This is a genomic window from Pseudomonas sp. GW822-FHT03F04, assembly GCF_058801405.1.
On sequence record NZ_JBXANF010000006.1, the window covers coordinates 181,576 to 198,313 of the forward strand.

The window sequence follows — 16,738 nt, forward strand, 5'->3', positions numbered from 1 at the left end:
ACGCAAGGCGTGGGAGCTATCGGCATCGGTCAGCGGGCGCCGTGTTCACGCCCGCGCAACAAACGGTTCGGCATGGCAAGCGCCGCTGCCAGCCCGAGCAGCGACACCCCGGCGCTGACCATCAGCAAATGCCGGAACGTCACCAGCAACTCGGCACGCAAGGCATTCTGCGCATCGCCGGGTGCCGCGTTCAGGCCATCGAGCAGCACATTGCCGGAATGACCTTCGCCGATCAGCGATGCGCCGGTCAGGTGAGCAAAACTGGAGTCCTGCAACAACGCCAGCAACAGTGCCGACATCAACGCCACGCCCACCGCACCGCCCAAAGAGCGGAACAGGTTGGTGGTGCTGGTGGCGACGCCAATGTCCTTTTGCTCGACCGAGTTCTGCGTGCCGACCAGCGAGGTCGGGAACTGCATGCCCCCGGCGATACCGCTGAGCAACATGAACACACTACTGATCAGCGTCGCATCGGGCGGGCTGAAGGCCATGCCGAGGATCGAGATCGGCATCAGCAGCGCACCGGTGAAAATCTGTGGCTTGTAGCGCCCGGTAATCGACGTGCGACGACCGGCGAAATAGGCACCGATCGGCAAACCCATCGCCAGCGGCAACAAGTGCAGGGCCGCGCTGTCCGCCCCGGCGCCAGTCACGCTCTGGAAGCGCAGCGGCATCAGCACGATCAACGAAATCGCTTGAAAGCTGCAGAAGAAAATCGTGCACCAGCACAGCAGGGCGCTGCGGTTGGTGAACAGGTGCATCGGCAGCAACGGCTCCCGGGCACGTCGCTCATGCCAGACGAACACCGCCAGCACCGCCACCGCACAAGCGAACAGACCGAGGACTTCACTGCTGCGCCACGCGTGGCCTTGGCCGACCTGAGTGATCGCCAGCAACAATGCCGTCAGGCCGATGATCATCAGCAGTGTGCCGAGGTAGTCGATGACCGGTTTGCGCTGGGGAATCGGCAGGCCGATCAGATTGCGTCGCGCTACCCAGTAGGCGCCGAGGCCCAGCGGCAGGTTGATCAGGAACACCCAGCGCCATGACAGGTACTCGGTCATGTAACCGCCGAGCACCGGGCCGGCAACACTGGCCACCGCGTACATGCTGGAGAAGTAACCCTGATAGCGACCACGCTCCCGGGGCGGGACGATGTCGCCGATGATCGCCTGGCTCACCGAAATCATCCCGCCGGCACCGATGCCCTGGAAGATCCGCGCCAGCACCAGTTGCTCCATGCTCTGAGCCATGCCACAGAACAGCGAGGCCAGGGTGAACAGGCCCATGCCGAACAGCATCAGTTTGCGCCGCCCGTACAGGTCACCGAGTTTGCCGTAGATCGGCACCGCCACGGTCATCGCCACCATGTAGCCGGAAATCACCCAGGCCAGCAGGCTCACGTCCTTGAATTGCGCGGAGATGGCCGGCATGGAAACGGCGACGATGGTCTGGTCCAGCGCGCCAAGAAAGATCGCCATCATCAGCGCGACCAGCACGCTGCGAATGGCCGGTTTGGGCGTTTCGGGGTGGTTGAGATTGGTCACGGGCGAACCTGCGGGCAGTGATTGACCCGCAGGGGCAAGGCGAGCGGGTGGATGCTCGCCAGTGTAAGTCGGTAGCAGGCTATTCGATAGCCTCATAAGGAAGTCCGACGTAATTTTCTGCAATGGTTTTTTGACCGGCCTCTGAACTGACAAAGTAGTCCAGTTCCGAAGCACTGATCCGCTGGCTGAAATCATCGTGTTCGTCGAAACGGTGCAGCATCGAGGTCATCCACCAGGAGAACCGCTCGGCTTTCCACACCCGACGCAGGCAGATTTCCGAATACTTCTCCAGCAAATCAGTGCGCCCTTCGCGGTAAACCTTCAGCAGAATCCTGAACAGGGTGCTGACGTCGCTGGCCGCCAGGTTCAAACCCTTGGCACCGGTCGGCGGAACGATATGCGCCGCATCCCCCACCAGAAACATCCGCCCGTACTGCATCGGCTCGACCACAAAACTGCGCAGCGGCGCGATGCTCTTTTCAATCGACGGACCGGTCACCAGCTTCTGCGCCAGATCCGCCGGCAGGCGATTGCGCAGTTCATCCCAGAAGCGCTGATCCGACCAGTCGTCGACGTTTTCCTCGGCCGGCACTTGCAGGTAATAGCGGGTGCGGGTCTCCGACCGCATGCTGCACAGGGCGAAGCCGCGCTCGTGACGGGCGTAGACCAGTTCGTCGTGAATCGGTGGTGTGTCGGCGAGTATCCCCAGCCAGCCGAACGGATAAACCCGTTCAAAGACCTTCAGGCATTCCGCCGGGATCGACTGTCGGGCCACGCCATGGAAACCGTCGCAACCGGCGATGTAATCGCAATCGACGCGCCAGGTTTCGCCGTCCTTTTCAAACGTGACGAAGGCCTCGTCGCTTTTCATGTCACAGGGAACGACATGGCTGGCTTCGTAGATTGTCTGTCCGCCGGTCTCCCGACGAGCGGCCATCAGGTCGCGGGTGACCTCGGTCTGGCCATAGACCATCACGGTTTTTCCACCGGTCAGCGCCTGCAGATCGATGTGCACCCGACGCCCGTCGAGGGCCAGTTCGAAACCACCGTGGACCAGCCCTTCGGCGTCCATCCGCTGACTCACGCCAGCCTCGCGCAACAGCTCTACCATGCCCTGTTCAAGGACCCCGGCGCGGATTCGGCCGAGTACATAGTCAGGTGTCTGGCGCTCGATAATCAGGGTGTCGATGCCGGCGTTGTGCAGCAGTTGGCCGAGCAATAATCCGGACGGACCGGCGCCAATGATGGCGACTTGGGTTTTCAGCGTTTTCATTGTTTTTATGACTCGCAAGCTTCACGCGACAACGGCCGGTGAATGATTTTCAGGATTCGAGTGCTTGCATTTTTCCCTTGCGGGTCTGTCAATTGAAGGTGAAAACTGAGCCGATACCTGTACATTCTGCCAATCGGTGCGATTATCGCCCGCAACCTTCGAGGCCTGGATTGAAGTGATGAACAAGCCTGACCTGCCTTCGATTCCGGTGTTCAAGCTCTATGGTGAAAGCCTGGACTGGCCAACCCCTGACTTGCTGCACTGTGAAACCATTTCCAAACGCAGCCGCGAACATCAATGGGAAATCAAACCCCACCGCCACGCCGATTTGTGCCAGTTGCTCTTCGTATTCAAAGGTCAGGCAGAGCTTGAAATCGAAGGCCAACGCACGCAACTGAACGAAACCGCGATCCAGATCCTGCCGCCGTTATCGGTGCATGGTTTCCGTTTTTCCGAGGACGTCGAAGGATTTGTCGTCACCCTGGCCACGCCGTTGATCAACCATTTGCAGGCGCAACTGGGCAGCGCGGTGCAGGCTTTGGCCCAGGCCGAAAGCTACCCGGCGGGCAAGGACGCGGACTACCTCAACAGTCTGTTTGCCGCGTTGCAGGCCGAGTACAACGGTCATCAACCGGCGCGGGAAATGCTCATGCATTCGCTGGTCAGCGTGATCATGGTCTGGGTCAGCCGCCAGGCGATCCACCGCCACAACGCCACGCAACGCCCGCAGCGTCAGCGCGAATACCTTAATGGCTTTATTCAACTGGTAGAGGAGACGTACCGACAGCACGTCAAGGTCGAGGACCTGGCCCATCGCCTGGGGATTTCCGTCTCGCACCTCAACGGCACCTGCCGCGAACTGGCGGGGCAGCCGGCGTTGCAGATCATGCATGAACGTCAGTTGCTGGAAGCCAAGCGTCTGCTGACGTACACCAGCATGACCATTTACGAGATGTCCGACGTGTTGGGTTTTTCCGATCCGACCAACTTCACGCGCCTGTTCCGGCGCCGGGTGGGGATCTCGCCAAAGGCGTTCCGCGACCGCTTGAAGGCCGAGCAGAACGACGACGCCTGACGTCCTGTATCAGCGCAGGGCGTTGAGGGTGGCGTTGTGAGGGATGCAGCGCTCGAAGTTGCAGCTCGCGTACTCACGGGGCAGTTGCCGCAACTGCTCCACGCGCCATGCCGCGGTGCCGTACAGCGCCAGCGTGGCCGCGCAGGTGATGAAAATCGCGAGGTATCTTCTTGTTCTGGTGCTCATGATCATGGCGTTGACCTCTGAACGAATACCCTTGGGTACTACTTTCAGCATAGGTCAGCGCCGTGGAGTTGCCAGCCGCGCGGCGAACGGGTTTACAAGCCAACATCCCATTGCGGGTTTTCGGGAAACCGCAGTACCAGGAAATCCAGCATGCTGCGCAGCGCCACCGGCATGTGTTTGCGCGAGGCGTACACCGCATAGATGTTCATCCGCCGAGGCTCGGCGTGCGGCAGCAGGCGCACCAGTTCCCCGCTGTGAATATGTACGCCGGCCTGATAGGTCGGCAGCATCGCCACCCCGGCACCGGCCAGTGTCGCGCGCAGCAGGGTGCTGGCCTCGTTGGCGCTGATGTTGCCCTGCACCGGCACCGACACCGGTTCGCCATCCTCCTCGAAATGCCACAGGCTCTTGCCGAAATAGGAATGGGTCAGGCAGTTGTGTCGGCTCAGATCTTCTACGCGCTGCGGCTGCGGGTGTTCCCGCAGATAGGCAGGTGCGGCGCAGACCACCGAGCGGCAGACGGTCAGGCGCCGGGCGATCAGGTTGGGATCGAGATCGTTGCTGGTGCGGATCGCCAGGTCGATGCGCTCGTCCACCAGATTCACCGTGCGATCGAGCATTTGCAGGTCGATGTTGACGCCCGGGTAGCGTTTGACGAAAGCGGCCATGGCATCGGCCAGTTGTGCCTGGCCAAACGAGGTACTGACGCTGATCCGCAACAACCCCCGTGGCGCATCGTCGGGTTCGCTGACGGCGGCCTGCATGTCGCTCGACAGTTCGAGCATCTGCCGGCAGCGTGGCAGGATCTCGTTGCCGGCGGCGGTCAGGCTCAGTTTGCGCGTGGTGCGGTGCATCAGGCGCGCGCCGACCCAGTCTTCCAGTTCCGCCAGATACCGCGACACCACTGGCCGCGACAGGTCCAGGTGATCGGCCGCCGCCGACTGGCTGCCCAGATCCACAACCGTGACAAACACCCGCATTGCTTGGAGACGATCCATGATTTGCCCGCTTTCAGAAACAAACTATGTTTAAGCATCGCATTTTTTGTAATGAGTCTGGCAACTAAGCTCTGTCCCATCGCCAAGCACGGCATACGAACAGCGGAGCAACCCATGATCGGCTTCACCACTCTCAAGCGCGTTTTACTGGCCACCGCCACCCTCGGTTTTGCTGCTCACGCGGCTGCTGCGAATCTGAGCCTCGATGTCTACAACCCAGGCACCAACGCAATCTTCCCGGTGACCTCGGTGCTGGTCAGCGGCGAGAAGGACGCGATCCTGGTGGACGCCCAGTTCGGCAAGTCCCAGGCCGAGCAAGTGGTGGAAAAGATCCGCGCCAGCGGCAAGCAACTGACCACGATCTACATCAGCCACGGTGACCCGGATTATTACTTCGGTCTCGACACCCTGACCAAGGCATTCCCGAATGCCAAGGTACTGGCTTCGCAGCCGACCGTTGATCACATCAAGCAAACCGTCGACGGCAAACTGGCGTTCTGGGGCCCGAAAATGGGCGCCGACGTGCCGGCCAAAACCATCGTGCCGGGCGTGCTCAAGGGCGACAGCCTGATGCTTGAAGGCCAGAAACTGCAGGTAGTCGGCCTGGAAGGCAAACAACCGGATCGCAGCTTCGTGTGGATTCCTTCGTTAAAAGCCGTGGTCGGTGGTGTCGTTGTCGCCGAGAACATCCACGTGTGGATGGCCGATACCCAGACTGCACAATCCCACGCCGACTGGCTGGAAACCCTGCACTCGATCGAAACCCTGAAACCGAAAACCGTGGTGCCGGGTCACTACCTGGGTGACAGCGCCCGTTCACTGGCCGCCGTGAAGTTCACCGCCGACTACATCAAGGCGTTCGACGAAGAAACCGCCAAGGCCAAGGACTCTGCCGCGCTGATCGCCGCGATGAAAAAACGCTACCCGAAACTGGGCGAAGAAAGCTCGCTGGAGCTGAGCGCCAAAGTCGCCAAGGGCGAGATGAAGTGGTAACCCGATTCTGAAAAACGCAGCACTCTCAAGCCAACTGGAGAATGTCATGAGCAAGATCGCAATCATTGGTGCCACCGGCCGTGCCGGCAGCCAATTGCTGGAAGAAGCCCTGCGTCGCGGCCACAGCGTCACCGCCATCGCTCGGGACACCTCGAAGATCGGCGCCCGCGCCGGTGTGGTCAGCAAGAACGTAGACGTTTTGAATGCCGCCGCGCTGCAAGACGCCGTCGCCGGTCACGATGTGGTGATCAGTGCCGCGCATTTCGCCACGGTCCCGGCCAGCGCGCTGATCGGTCCGGTGAAACAGGCCGGGGTGAAACGTCTGCTGGTGGTCGGCGGTGCCGGTTCGCTGTTGCTGCCGGACGGCACCCGAGTGATCGACAGCGCCGGTTTCCCGGCCGAGTACAAGGCTGAGGCCAGCGCTGGTGCGGCGTTCCTTGATGCGCTGCGTCAGGAGAAGGAACTGGACTGGACGTTCCTGTCGCCGTCGGCGCTGTTTGTCGAAGGCGAGCGCACCGGCAAATTCCGCGTTGGCAAGGATGACTTGCTGGTGAGCGCCGAAGGCCAGAGCTCGATCACCTTTGCCGACTACGCGATTGCGCTGATCGACGAAGTGGAAACGCCGAAGCATTCGCGGCAGCGGTTTACTGTCGGTTACTGATGTAACCCGATCAAACGTTCCCACGCCTTGTGTGGGAACGTTCAGTAACAGGCTCACCGCGTGTGAGCCTGCTCCACCAACCACCCCATCAATTCCTGCAGTTTCGCCGACGGCTCCGACGCCGGCGCCACGATGTAATAGCCCAATCCCGTCTTCACCTTCAGATCGAACGGCATCACCAGTCGCCCGGCGTTCAAGTCATCGCCGATCAACGACCAGTCGCCGATCGCCACCCCAGTCCCGTGGGACGCCATCGACATCGCCTGATCCAGGGTTTCGAAATGCTGACCGCTGCCGATGTTGCTCAAGTGCAGTTCGGCGGCCTCCAGCCACAGCGTCCAGTCGTCATCGGTGTGCGTCGGGTGCAGCAGCAAGTGCTGTTGCAAGTCGGCCGGCGTGTGCAGGGCCGACGTTCCCTTGAGCAGTCCCGGTGAACAGACCGGCGTCAGTTGTTCATCGAACAGGTGCAAGGTCGCGGGCGAGTCGTGGGGCGCGGTGCCGTAGATCACTGCGGCGTCGAACTGCTCGCGATGAAAGTCCACCCCGTGCTGCAACGACGCCGTGAGTTTCACCGGCACGTCCGGGCGCTCGCGCTGCCATTGCAACAGCCGCGGCAACAACCAGCGCATCACGCAGCTTGGCGCCTTGAGTTGCAGGGTTTCGCGTTTGGCGCCGATCAGCTCCACCGAGTCGCCGATCAGGCTGAACACCTGCTGCACCCGTGGCAGCCATTCGCGACCTTCGGCCGTCAGTTCCAGGCCCCGGGCCAGGCGAATGAACAACTCATAGCCCAGATGTTCTTCAAGCCCGGCGATCTGCCGGCTCACCGCACCTTGGGTGATGTGCAACTGCTCGGCGGCCCGGGTGAAGTTGCAGCACTGCGCGGTGATCAGAAACGTGTGCAGGGCGGGCAGGGGAGGCAGTCGTTTCATGTGGATCCAAGGTATGACGTGAGGACATGGCTAGTATGAGCTTTTATCGATTGTTGCGGCTACGGGTCGCCAGTTTCAATGAGGCCAATCACCGGTTCCCTTAAGGCCCGGTGCCTCAACGAACAAGAAGGGCAAAGACATGGCGACGTGTGGCGAAGTACTGGTCAAGTTACTCGAGGATTATGGGGTCGAGCAGGTGTTCGGCATTCCCGGGGTGCATACCGTGGAGCTGTATCGCGGGCTGGCCCGTTCGAGCATCAACCACGTCACCCCGCGCCACGAGCAGGGCGCCGGTTTCATGGCCGACGGTTACGCCCGTACCAGCGGCAAACCGGGCGTGTGCTTCATCATCACCGGCCCCGGCATGACCAACATCACCACCGCCATGGGCCAGGCCTACGCCGATTCGATTCCGATGCTGGTGATCTCCAGCGTGCAGTCGCGCAGTCAACTGGGTGGCGGTCGCGGCAAGCTGCATGAACTGCCGAACCAGAGCGCACTGGTCGGTGGCGTGGCGGCGTTCTCCCACACCCTGATGTCGGCGTCCGAATTGCCGGGTGTGCTGGCCCGTGCGTTTGCGCTGTTCCAGGCCGGGCGTCCGCGTCCGGTGCACATCGAGATTCCGCTGGATGTGCTGGTCGAAGAAGCCGATGAGCTAATGGCCAGCGTGCCGGTCCACATCGACCGCGCCGGTGCTGCACCGGCCGCCGTGAGCCGCATGACTGAACTGCTGGCCGGCGCCCAGCGTCCGCTGATCCTCGCCGGTGGCGGCGCCATCGATGCCGCTGCCGAACTTACTGAACTGGCCGAACTGCTCGACGCGCCAGTGGCCCTGACCATCAACGCCAAAGGCATGTTGCCGTCCAATCATCCGCTGTTGATCGGTTCGACCCAGAGTCTGGTGGCGACCCGCGCCCTGGTGGCCGACGCCGACGTGATCCTGGCGATTGGCACTGAACTGGCGGAAACCGACTACGACGTCACCTTCGCGGGTGGTTTCGAGATCCCCGGCAAACTGCTGCGCGTCGATATCGATCCAGACCAGACCGTGCGCAACTACCCGCCTCATGTAGCGCTGGTGGCGGACTCGCGCAACGCGGCGCAAGCACTGTTGAGCGCGTTGTCGCACAAACCGCTGGCCGAGCGCCGCAACGACTGGGGTCAGGTACGCGCCGCGCGTCTGCGTGAAGACCTGGCCGCGACCTGGGACGCCCCGACTCTGGCCCAGACCCGCTTCCTCGAAACCGTGCTGCACGAACTGCCGAACGCGGTGTTCGTCGGCGACTCCACGCAACCGGTGTACACCGGCAACCTCACGTTCAACCCGGAGCGTCCGCGCCGCTGGTTCAACTCGTCCACCGGTTACGGCACCCTCGGTTACGCCTTGCCGGCAGCCATCGGCGCCTGGCTCGGTGGCCCACTGGAACACGGCGCACGTCCGCCAGTGGTGTGCCTGATCGGCGACGGCGGTTTGCAATTCACCCTGCCGGAACTGGCCAGCGCGGTGGAAGCGCGCACGCCGGTGATCATCCTGCTGTGGAATAACCAGGGTTACGAAGAGATCAAGAAATACATGGTCAACCGCGCCATCGAACCGGTGGGCGTGGACATCTACACCCCGGACTTCATCGGTGTGGCCAAGGCGTTGGGTTGCGCGGCGGAAGTGATCAGCTCGGCTGAACACCTGCGCGGTGCACTGCGCGCCGCCACCGATCGTCAGGGCCCGACCCTGATCGAAATCGACCAGACCCAATGGATGAAGGCGGTGGCTAAATGATGAATTTCCCGACCACACTCGACGGCCTGTACATCAACGGCCAATGGGCCGCCGGCCGCGAGCACCTGCGCGTGATCAACCCGGCCACTGAAGCGCTGCTGACCACGGTCAATGGCGGTGATGCAAACGCCGTCAATCAAGCGGTAACGGCCGCGACTGAAGCCTTCAGGGACTGGTCGAAAACCACCGGTGCCGAGCGCGGCGCGATCCTGCGCAACATCGCCAATGGCGTGCGCAACGGTCGTGATCACTTGATGAAATTGCAGTCGAGCAACAACGGCAAACCGCAGTTTGAAGCGGGCATCGATGTCGATGACGTGATCGCTACGTTCGAGTATTACGCCGAGCTCGCCGAAGGCCTTGATGCGAAACAGGACAGCAATGTGCCGCTGCCCAGCGACGACTTCAGCGCACGTCTGCGCCGCGAGCCTTGCGGTGTGGTCGGGCTGATCGTGCCGTGGAATTTCCCGATGGTCACCACCGCGTGGAAACTCGCGCCAGCCCTGGCCGCCGGTTGCTGCGTGGTGCTCAAACCTTCGGAAGTCACGCCGCTGCCAGAACTGGAACTGGCAGCGATCATCGCCGAATCCGGTCTGCCCAAAGGCGTGTTCAACCTGGTGTGCGGCACCGGCCTGGCGGTCGGTGCGCCGCTGTCGGCGGACCCGCGCATCGCCAAGGTTTCCTTCACCGGCAGTAACGCCGTGGGTGTGCAGGTGATGCAGCGCGCCGCGGAAACCGTGAAGGGCGTGAGCCTGGAACTGGGTGGCAAATCCTCGCTGCTGATCCTGGAAGATGCCGACCTGGATCTGGCGGTGGAGCTGGCCTGCGGCGGTGGTTTCTTCAACGCCGGGCAGATGTGCTCGGCCACCAGCCGGGTGCTGGTCGCCGATGAACTGGCCGATGAATTCCTGATTCGCTTGAAGGCCCGCGCGGAAAAAATCCGTGTGGCCGACCCGTTCGATCCAGAAGTCGAGATGGGCGCGCTGGTCAATCAGGCGCAGTACCAGCGAGTGCTCGGTCACATTGACCGTGGCCTGAGCGCCGGTGCCAAGCTGATCTGTGGCGGCAATCGCCCGGCGGATCTGCCGCGCGGATATTTCTTGCAACCGACGATCTTCACCGAAGTGCCCCTCGACAGTGCGCTGTGGTGTGAAGAAATCTTCGGCCCAGTGATCTGCGTGCGCAGTTTCGCTTCGGAAGCCGAGGCGATTGCCCTGGCCAACGACAGCCAGTTCGGTCTGGTGGCCAGCGTGGTCACGCGCAATGCCGAGACTGCGGATCGGGTCGCCAACGCCTTGCAGGCGGGGCTGGTGTGGCTCAACGCGCCGCAGGTGATCTTCCCGCAGACGGCGTGGGGCGGCTACAAACAGAGCAGCATCGGTCGCGAACTGGGGCCGTGGGGCCTGGCGGCATTCCAGGAAATCAAGCACGTGATCCGCGCGCTCTGAATGCCCGGAAAAGGTCAGCGCATGCCTCGCAACGAGGCATGCGCCGGCGTCATGGCTCCGATGAGTTTTTATCGATAGTCAGGTGTTTTGCACGACCTCAGGATGAACCCGCTGATCACGTTCAAGCCCTTTGAAATCGGGGGCTTGGGCGATTCCGATCATGCACGGCAAGGGTTGCGGTCAATCTCATACTTACAAAAATAATGGGAGTCCTAAATGGGCGAGCACGATCTGAACAGGCGTCAATTCATCAAAACCGTCGGCGTGGCCTCGGTGGCTGCGGCGGCCATGAGCATGCCCTTCATCCGGGCCAGTGCCAGCGACACCCGCTTTGCCGGCAAGACCCTGCGCCTGTTGACCTGGTCCGATGACACGGGCCTGGCCGCACTGCGCAACATCGCTGCAACGTTCGAAGCCAAGACCGGCGCCAAAGTGATTGCCGACCGCACTGGCAGCACCTCAGAAATGGTCGCCAAACTCAAGGCCGGCGGTGACCGTCCGCAGTACGACATCATCACCCTGGCCGGGGTCGGTGCCGAAGGTCTGGCCGCTGCCGGACTGCTGGAAAAACCCGATCTCAACCGCATTCCCAACCTGATCGACGTTCCGGAAAAATACCGCACCGGGGCCAACGGTCACGGCATCGGTTACCTGCTGTGGTGCAACAGTCTGGTCTACAGCACCCGCACCCAGAAAGAAGCGCCGGACAGTTATGCCGCGCTGTGGGACGCCGATCTGGCACCGAGCATTTTCCTGCCGCCGCCGAACTGGACCGAAGCGATGGACCTGATCATCATCGCCGCCAAACTGGCCGGTGGTGACGAGCACAACATTGAGCCGGGCTTCAAGAAACTCGCGGAGTTGAAAGACCGCGTGGTGACCCTGGGCGAAAACCCCAACCAGATCGCCGAGCTGTTCCGCACCGGCTCGCTGGACATGGGGGGCCTGTATGCCCCGGCGTTTTTCCCCAAGCAGATCCGCGACCCGAACTACGGCCTCGGCGCCACGTTCGGCATGAAAGAAGGTTTCTATACCGACCTGATGCTCTCGGTGATGCCGAAGAACCGTCCGGGCGACACCGACCTGGCCTACGCCTTCATCGATCACTCCCTCGACCCGCTGGTGCAGGGCAAGATGGCCGAAGACATCTTCAACGGCCCGGTCAACGCCAAGGCGATCATCTCCGCCGAAGCGCGCAAGAGCCCCTTCATCCTCACGCCGGAGCAGATCGCGGAGAAGGCGATCATGCACGACAACGCCTTCCTGGCGACCGTGCATGACCAGTGGATTCGTCGCTACACGGAAATCTTTTCTTCCTGACGCCGACCTTCCGGGGCACCGCATGATCGGGGTGCCCGGGAGATTCGTTTTCCATTGACGAGATCATTGCTATGGAACATCAATCCCTGACCCAACCGGTCGGCGCGGGTGACGTGCGCCCGGCGCGCGGTGTTTCGCCAACCGCGCGGGCGTGGTTTTTTCTCACGCCGTCGATGCTGTTTCTCGGCGTGCTGATTGCCGCCAGCCTTTTGGTGTTGCGCATGAGCGTCGGCACCAAGGGCGCGGAGTGGTCCGGTTTCAGCCTGGCCAGTTACGCGCAGTTGCTCGAACCCTACTACCTGAAATCGCTGCTGCTGACCTTGCGTCTGGCGCTGATCAGCGCGGTGATCGCCGTGGTACTGGCGATCCCGGTGGCCTACACCATGTCGCGCCTGACTTCACCGTTCGTGCGGCGGATCTTCCTCGCGGCGGTGCTGTTGCCGTTGCTGGTCAACCTGCTGCTGCAAAGCTACGGCTGGCTGGTGATCCTCGGCCCCGGCGGCATGCTCAACCAGACCCTGATGGGCCTCGGCCTGATCAAGCGCCCGATCATGTTGCTGTACAACCAGAACGGCGTATTGATGGGCCTGGTGCAGACCGCGTTCCCGCTCGCTGTGCTGCCGATTGCCAGCGCCATGCGCGGTGTCGCCCGCAGCTACGAAGAAGCTGCCGCGACGCTTGGCGCCAGTCGTTTCCAAGTGTTCCGTCAGGTGGTGTTGCCGATGAGTCTGCCGGGGATCATCACCGGCGCGACGCTGGTGTTCGCCTACAACGCCAGCAGCTTCGTGGTGCCGCTGCTGCTGGGTGGTCGGCGCGTGCCGATGCTGGCGGTGATGGTGCATGACCAGATCGCCCCGCTGATGAACTGGCCTGCCGCATCCGCCGCTGGCGTGGTGCTGATCGTCACCACCCTGGCGATCATGACCTTGTCCGAATACATCACCGGCCGCCGTCGCCGTCTGCTGGAGGCTTCGCAATGAGTGCCCTGATCAAGAAGCGTCAGTCGCTGTTGCCGGGCGATACCGGCAAGTTTGCCGGCATTCTTTCCGGGATCATTTTGTTCCTGGCAGTGTTGCCGATCCTGACCATGATCGTGATGTCGTTCAGCGGCGCGTCGAACCTCGACTTCCCGCCGAGCAGCTACAGCCTGCAGTGGTACAAGGCCGCGTGGCACACCTTTGTGTCGCCGGACGCCAGCGATGTGTTGAGCCTCGGCCAGGCCATGGGCACCAGTTTGTTGGTGGCGTGCCTGACGATGATTTTCGCCACGCTGATCGCGGTGCCGGCAGCTTACGCGCTGACCCGTTGCGAGTTCCGCGGCAAAGGCGTGGCGCTGCAACTGATGTCGCTGCCGCTGGTGTTTCCGATGGTGGTGTTGGGGCTGGCCTTGCTGCTGGTGTTCGACAGCCTGCCGTTCCACATGACCACCTCGCGGCTGGTGATTGCCCACGTGATTCTGGCGCTGCCGTTCGTGGTGAAGAACTGCACGGCGGCCATGCTTTCCATCGGCAGCGAAGTCGAAGAGGCCGCGCAGATGCTCGGCGCCTCGCCGTTGCGGGCCATCGTCGATGTGGTGGTGCCGCTGATGAAATCGGGGATTCTGGCGGGGATGCTGCTGGCGTTCATCGTCTCGTTCAACGAATTCACCGTGACCTATTTCCTCTACACCATCGACGTCATGACCGTGCCGATCTGGATGTACAGCCGCACCGTGTCATCGCTCGACCCTACCGTGTTTTCGTTTGCCGTGCTGATCGTGCTGATCGACTTCGTCCTGATCTGGGCGCTGGAGAAGCTGGTGGGCGAGGGCGGCGTTTCCTTTTGATTGTGAGGTGCAACATGACTGGACTGATTCTGGAAAACGTCGAGAAACACTACGGCTCGGCCTGCGCGGTAAAAGACGTCAACCTGCATTTGCCCGAGGGCAAACTGGTGTGTTTCCTCGGCCCGTCGGGCTGCGGCAAGACCACGTTGCTGCGAATGATCGCCGGGCTGGAAACCCTTACCGGCGGCGAGATCCGCCTGGACGGCGAGGACATTGGCCACACCCCGGCGCACCTGCGCAACTTCGGCATGGTGTTCCAGTCGCTGGCGCTGTTCCCGCACATGACCGTGGGCGAGAACATCGCCTATCCGTTGAAACTGCGCGGTGTGAGCAAGGCTGATCAACAGGCGCGGGTGGTGGAGTTGCTGGAGCTGATCCAGCTGCAAGCGATGATCGACCGCCCGGTGGCGAAACTCTCCGGCGGCCAGCGTCAGCGGGTAGCGATTGCCCGAGCGATTGCCTCGCACCCGAAAATCCTTCTGCTCGACGAACCGCTGTCGGCGCTGGATGCCAAGCTGCGTGAGTCGATGCAGGTGGAAATCCGCCAGCTGCAACAACGCCTGAACATCACCACCATCATGGTTACCCACGATCAACGCGAGGCCATGACCATGGCTGACATCGTGGTGGTGCTGGGCGAGCATCGGGTGCAGCAGGTGGGTACGCCGATCGAAATCTACCGCCATCCGGCCAACGAGTTCGTCGCGGACTTCATCGGCTCGGGGAATATTTTCCCGGCCACCGCGTTGGGCGATGGCAAGGTCGTGCTGCCGGGCGGCGATGCCCTGCAAGTGCCGATCTGCAGCAGCATCGTGGTCGGACAGAAAGTGAAAATGTTGATCCGTCCCGAAGACCTGCAACTGTCGGCGCCCCAGGCCACGGCGGGCAATCGCCTGCTGGGCAAGGTGACGTTCGTGCGCGACATCGGCGCGACCATCGAGACCACGGTGGAATGTTCCGGGGTGACCTTCACGGCGCTGAGTACGCCGTGTCAGGGCATCGGGCTGGGGATCGGGCATCCGGTGTCGGTGACGCTGCCGAGTGAGGCGTGTCGGGTGTTGGGCGCCTGATCAGACCGTGAGTCGCAAGCGCGCCAGATCCCTTAGCGGCGGCGCGCCGAACAGGCGGCTGTACTCACGACTGAACTGCGAAGGGCTTTCATACCCCACCCGATACCCCGCCGCCGATGCCTCCAGCCCTTCAGCCAGCATCAAACGCCGCGCCTCTTGCAGGCGCAGTTGCTTCTGATACTGCAACGGACTCATCGCCGTCATCGCCTTGAAACGGTGATGCAGGGTCGAGACGCTGAGGTTCACTTCCTTCGCCAGATCATCAATGCGCAGCGGTTGTTCGAAGTTGCCGTTGAGCCATTTGATCGCCTGGCTGATGCGATGGCTCTGGCTGTTGGCGATGGCGATTTCGTACAGCCGATGGCCCTGCGGGCTGCGCAACAGGCGATAGAGAATCTCCCGGCGAATCAGCGGCGCGAGCATGGCGATGTCTTTCGGTGTGTCGAGCAGGCGGGCCAGACGCAGCACCGCATCGAGCATCGCGCTGTCGATCTTTTCCACATACAGACCGCGCCCGGTCGGCCGGGTCGGCACGCCCATGGGCCCGGCGTCGGCGATCAGCGCGGTGATTTCCGCCGGGTCGATGTCCAGGCGCACGGCGAGGATCGGTTCCAGAGGCGAAACATTCACCACCCGACCGCTCAACGGCATCGAAACCGAGACCACCAGGTAATTCAGCGGGTCGTAATTGAAGTACTCGTCCGCCAGCCGCACCTCTTTGCGCCCCTGGGCCATGATGCACAGCGCCGGTTGCGCGAGCACCGGGGCGAAGTCATGGGATTGGGTGTGGCGCGACATGAACAGCGAGCCGACGGCGGTGGCATAACTGCCATCTTCGGATGTGTTGCGGCGGATGATGGCCGCCAGTTCCGCGCGCTGCTTTTCCATGTCGGCATCGGGCGGCGCCTGAAAACGATCGAATGACGTCATGCACAGCCTCCTCGGCAAGGGATGGAATGGGAGCAGAGCATAAGTTTGTGCAAGCGCAAGCGGTAGACACATCCTGCGAAATGCTTGCCTGATCCTGCATGGCGTTGCTTGCCTGCCCAGACATGACAGGGCGCATTCCGGAAAACTTGCTCGAAACCGGTGTGACAGGACGGTGACAGCAATTCACGATCTGTTACAGGTCTGAAAGACAGTCTCGCAGGATTGTGCAACGCGACGGCAGGAATCGACTAACGGCGAACGCTGCCCGGCCCTTAACCTTGGATCCTGTCGCAGCCCGTCCCCGGCTGCCACGCGACTCCCTGGGAGGGTTGAACATGTCCAAGCAGATTCCCGTCAGTCATATGGCCTTCGTTCGAGCGCGCGCCGGGCGCTCGGCGGAACTCGGCATGCGCCTGAGCGCGCTGATCGAACCATCCCGTGCCGCCGCCGGTTGCCTGAGCTTTTCCTTGCAGCATTCGCAGTGTGATCCGGAGTTGTGGCTGGTTTCCGGTTTCTGGAATAACCAGCAGTCGATGACCGCCTATTTCAGCAGCCCGTCGATGGAAGTCTTTGCCGAGCTGGTGCAGGACCTGGTGGTCAACAGCCTGGATTTCCACACGTTTAAAGACGTGTCGGCGGCGCAGGCGCTGGGTCAAAGTTGCGCGCCGATACACAAACTCGCCGGTTGAGGGTTTAATGGCCA

The 16,738-nt window shown here is 62.1% G+C and carries 16 protein-coding genes; 10 read left to right on the forward strand and 6 right to left on the reverse strand.

Annotated elements, in window-relative coordinates; all coding sequences use genetic code 11:
- Nucleotides 1–29: 29 nt before the first annotated feature.
- On the reverse strand, nt 30–1,547 hold the full coding sequence (locus tag AC1RMX_RS15820) for an MDR family MFS transporter (RefSeq protein ID WP_096818397.1): 1,518 nt from the start codon (nt 1,545–1,547) through the stop codon (nt 30–32).
- A gap of 79 nt (nt 1,548–1,626) precedes the next feature.
- On the reverse strand, nt 1,627–2,820 hold the full coding sequence (gene pobA / locus AC1RMX_RS15825; protein ID WP_493072517.1) for a 4-hydroxybenzoate 3-monooxygenase: 1,194 nt from the start codon (nt 2,818–2,820) through the stop codon (nt 1,627–1,629).
- Nucleotides 2,821–2,998: 178 nt separating this feature from the next.
- Between pobA and AC1RMX_RS15830 the strand changes: the two genes are divergently transcribed.
- A complete protein-coding gene (locus AC1RMX_RS15830) occupies nt 2,999–3,895 on the forward strand; it encodes a helix-turn-helix domain-containing protein (protein ID WP_096818393.1) in 897 nt (298 codons plus the stop codon).
- A gap of 9 nt (nt 3,896–3,904) precedes the next feature.
- On the opposite strand, the gene AC1RMX_RS15835 is transcribed toward AC1RMX_RS15830, so the two are convergent.
- Together AC1RMX_RS15835 and AC1RMX_RS15840 are read right to left on the reverse strand one after the other, a co-directional pair.
- Nucleotides 3,905–4,132 carry a hypothetical protein gene (locus AC1RMX_RS15835; RefSeq protein ID WP_085730216.1) on the reverse strand — a complete coding sequence of 76 codons (228 nt, stop codon included), beginning with the start codon at nt 4,130–4,132 and terminating at the stop codon, nt 3,905–3,907.
- Between the two features lie 41 nt (nt 4,133–4,173).
- Nucleotides 4,174–5,079, reverse strand: coding sequence for a LysR family transcriptional regulator (locus tag AC1RMX_RS15840; RefSeq protein WP_096818391.1), 906 nt, complete (start codon nt 5,077–5,079; stop codon nt 4,174–4,176).
- A 114-nt stretch (nt 5,080–5,193) separates the two neighbouring features.
- On the opposite strand from AC1RMX_RS15840, the gene AC1RMX_RS15845 reads away from it, so the two are divergent.
- Together AC1RMX_RS15845 and AC1RMX_RS15850 are read left to right on the forward strand one after the other, a co-directional pair.
- A complete protein-coding gene (locus AC1RMX_RS15845; protein WP_096818389.1) occupies nt 5,194–6,072 on the forward strand; it encodes an MBL fold metallo-hydrolase in 879 nt (292 codons plus the stop codon).
- Between the two features lie 46 nt (nt 6,073–6,118).
- Nucleotides 6,119–6,733 carry an NAD(P)-dependent oxidoreductase gene (locus tag AC1RMX_RS15850; RefSeq protein WP_096818388.1) on the forward strand — a complete coding sequence of 205 codons (615 nt, stop codon included), beginning with the start codon at nt 6,119–6,121 and terminating at the stop codon, nt 6,731–6,733.
- A 53-nt stretch (nt 6,734–6,786) separates the two neighbouring features.
- On the opposite strand, the gene AC1RMX_RS15855 is transcribed toward AC1RMX_RS15850, so the two are convergent.
- Nucleotides 6,787–7,665, reverse strand: a complete 879-nt coding sequence (locus tag AC1RMX_RS15855; RefSeq protein WP_493072518.1) for a LysR substrate-binding domain-containing protein — start codon at nt 7,663–7,665, stop codon at nt 6,787–6,789.
- Between the two features lie 139 nt (nt 7,666–7,804).
- Between AC1RMX_RS15855 and AC1RMX_RS15860 the strand changes: the two genes are divergently transcribed.
- The 6 genes from AC1RMX_RS15860 (at nt 7,805) to AC1RMX_RS15885 (ending at nt 15,105) form a co-directional block, all read left to right on the forward strand.
- On the forward strand, nt 7,805–9,442 hold the full coding sequence (locus AC1RMX_RS15860; RefSeq protein ID WP_493072519.1) for a 5-guanidino-2-oxopentanoate decarboxylase: 1,638 nt from the start codon (nt 7,805–7,807) through the stop codon (nt 9,440–9,442).
- Nucleotides 9,442–10,890 (forward strand): aldehyde dehydrogenase family protein, encoded by a 1,449-nt coding sequence (locus AC1RMX_RS15865; protein WP_273538680.1) that lies wholly within the window; start codon nt 9,442–9,444, stop codon nt 10,888–10,890. Before AC1RMX_RS15860 ends, AC1RMX_RS15865 begins: the two co-directional genes overlap by 1 nt.
- Nucleotides 10,891–11,106: 216 nt before the next feature.
- The gene (locus AC1RMX_RS15870) at nt 11,107–12,210 is read left to right on the forward strand and encodes an ABC transporter substrate-binding protein (RefSeq protein ID WP_493072520.1); all 1,104 of its coding nucleotides are present in this window, start codon (nt 11,107–11,109) and stop codon (nt 12,208–12,210) included.
- 71 nt (nt 12,211–12,281) lie between these two features.
- Nucleotides 12,282–13,190, forward strand: a complete 909-nt coding sequence (locus AC1RMX_RS15875) for an ABC transporter permease (RefSeq protein WP_007960163.1) — start codon at nt 12,282–12,284, stop codon at nt 13,188–13,190.
- Nucleotides 13,187–14,035 carry an ABC transporter permease gene (locus tag AC1RMX_RS15880; protein ID WP_064599073.1) on the forward strand — a complete coding sequence of 283 codons (849 nt, stop codon included), beginning with the start codon at nt 13,187–13,189 and terminating at the stop codon, nt 14,033–14,035. The genes AC1RMX_RS15875 and AC1RMX_RS15880 overlap by 4 nt, the downstream gene beginning before the upstream one ends.
- Nucleotides 14,036–14,049: 14 nt before the next feature.
- A complete protein-coding gene (locus tag AC1RMX_RS15885; RefSeq protein WP_096818382.1) occupies nt 14,050–15,105 on the forward strand; it encodes an ABC transporter ATP-binding protein in 1,056 nt (351 codons plus the stop codon).
- Here the strand turns inward: AC1RMX_RS15885 and AC1RMX_RS15890 are convergent, their stop codons facing one another.
- Complete coding sequence (locus AC1RMX_RS15890; protein ID WP_096818380.1) at nt 15,106–16,035, reverse strand: AraC family transcriptional regulator; 930 nt, start codon at nt 16,033–16,035, stop codon at nt 15,106–15,108. It abuts the gene before it with no gap.
- Between the two features lie 335 nt (nt 16,036–16,370).
- Between AC1RMX_RS15890 and AC1RMX_RS15895 the strand changes: the two genes are divergently transcribed.
- Nucleotides 16,371–16,724 carry a putative quinol monooxygenase gene (locus tag AC1RMX_RS15895; RefSeq protein ID WP_085709576.1) on the forward strand — a complete coding sequence of 118 codons (354 nt, stop codon included), beginning with the start codon at nt 16,371–16,373 and terminating at the stop codon, nt 16,722–16,724.
- Nucleotides 16,725–16,738 lie beyond the last annotated feature (14 nt).

What these genes read in the sequence shown, in the direction of transcription:
- AC1RMX_RS15885 (WP_096818382.1), top strand. Translation starts at nt 14,050, where the DNA reads ATGACTGGACTGATTCTGGAAAACGTCGAGAAACACTACGGCTCGGCC.
- AC1RMX_RS15880 (WP_064599073.1), top strand. Translation starts at nt 13,187, where the DNA reads ATGAGTGCCCTGATCAAGAAGCGTCAGTCGCTGTTGCCGGGCGATACC.
- AC1RMX_RS15855 (WP_493072518.1), bottom strand. Translation starts at nt 7,665, where the DNA reads ATGAAACGACTGCCTCCCCTGCCCGCCCTGCACACGTTTCTGATCACC.
- pobA (WP_493072517.1), bottom strand. Translation starts at nt 2,820, where the DNA reads ATGAAAACGCTGAAAACCCAAGTCGCCATCATTGGCGCCGGTCCGTCC.
- AC1RMX_RS15890 (WP_096818380.1), bottom strand. Translation starts at nt 16,035, where the DNA reads ATGACGTCATTCGATCGTTTTCAGGCGCCGCCCGATGCCGACATGGAA.
- AC1RMX_RS15865 (WP_273538680.1), top strand. Translation starts at nt 9,442, where the DNA reads ATGAATTTCCCGACCACACTCGACGGCCTGTACATCAACGGCCAATGG.
- AC1RMX_RS15835 (WP_085730216.1), bottom strand. Translation starts at nt 4,132, where the DNA reads ATGCTGAAAGTAGTACCCAAGGGTATTCGTTCAGAGGTCAACGCCATG.
- AC1RMX_RS15895 (WP_085709576.1), top strand. Translation starts at nt 16,371, where the DNA reads ATGTCCAAGCAGATTCCCGTCAGTCATATGGCCTTCGTTCGAGCGCGC.
- AC1RMX_RS15850 (WP_096818388.1), top strand. Translation starts at nt 6,119, where the DNA reads ATGAGCAAGATCGCAATCATTGGTGCCACCGGCCGTGCCGGCAGCCAA.
- AC1RMX_RS15840 (WP_096818391.1), bottom strand. Translation starts at nt 5,079, where the DNA reads ATGGATCGTCTCCAAGCAATGCGGGTGTTTGTCACGGTTGTGGATCTG.
- AC1RMX_RS15875 (WP_007960163.1), top strand. Translation starts at nt 12,282, where the DNA reads ATGGAACATCAATCCCTGACCCAACCGGTCGGCGCGGGTGACGTGCGC.
- AC1RMX_RS15870 (WP_493072520.1), top strand. Translation starts at nt 11,107, where the DNA reads ATGGGCGAGCACGATCTGAACAGGCGTCAATTCATCAAAACCGTCGGC.
- AC1RMX_RS15830 (WP_096818393.1), top strand. Translation starts at nt 2,999, where the DNA reads ATGAACAAGCCTGACCTGCCTTCGATTCCGGTGTTCAAGCTCTATGGT.
- AC1RMX_RS15845 (WP_096818389.1), top strand. Translation starts at nt 5,194, where the DNA reads ATGATCGGCTTCACCACTCTCAAGCGCGTTTTACTGGCCACCGCCACC.
- AC1RMX_RS15860 (WP_493072519.1), top strand. Translation starts at nt 7,805, where the DNA reads ATGGCGACGTGTGGCGAAGTACTGGTCAAGTTACTCGAGGATTATGGG.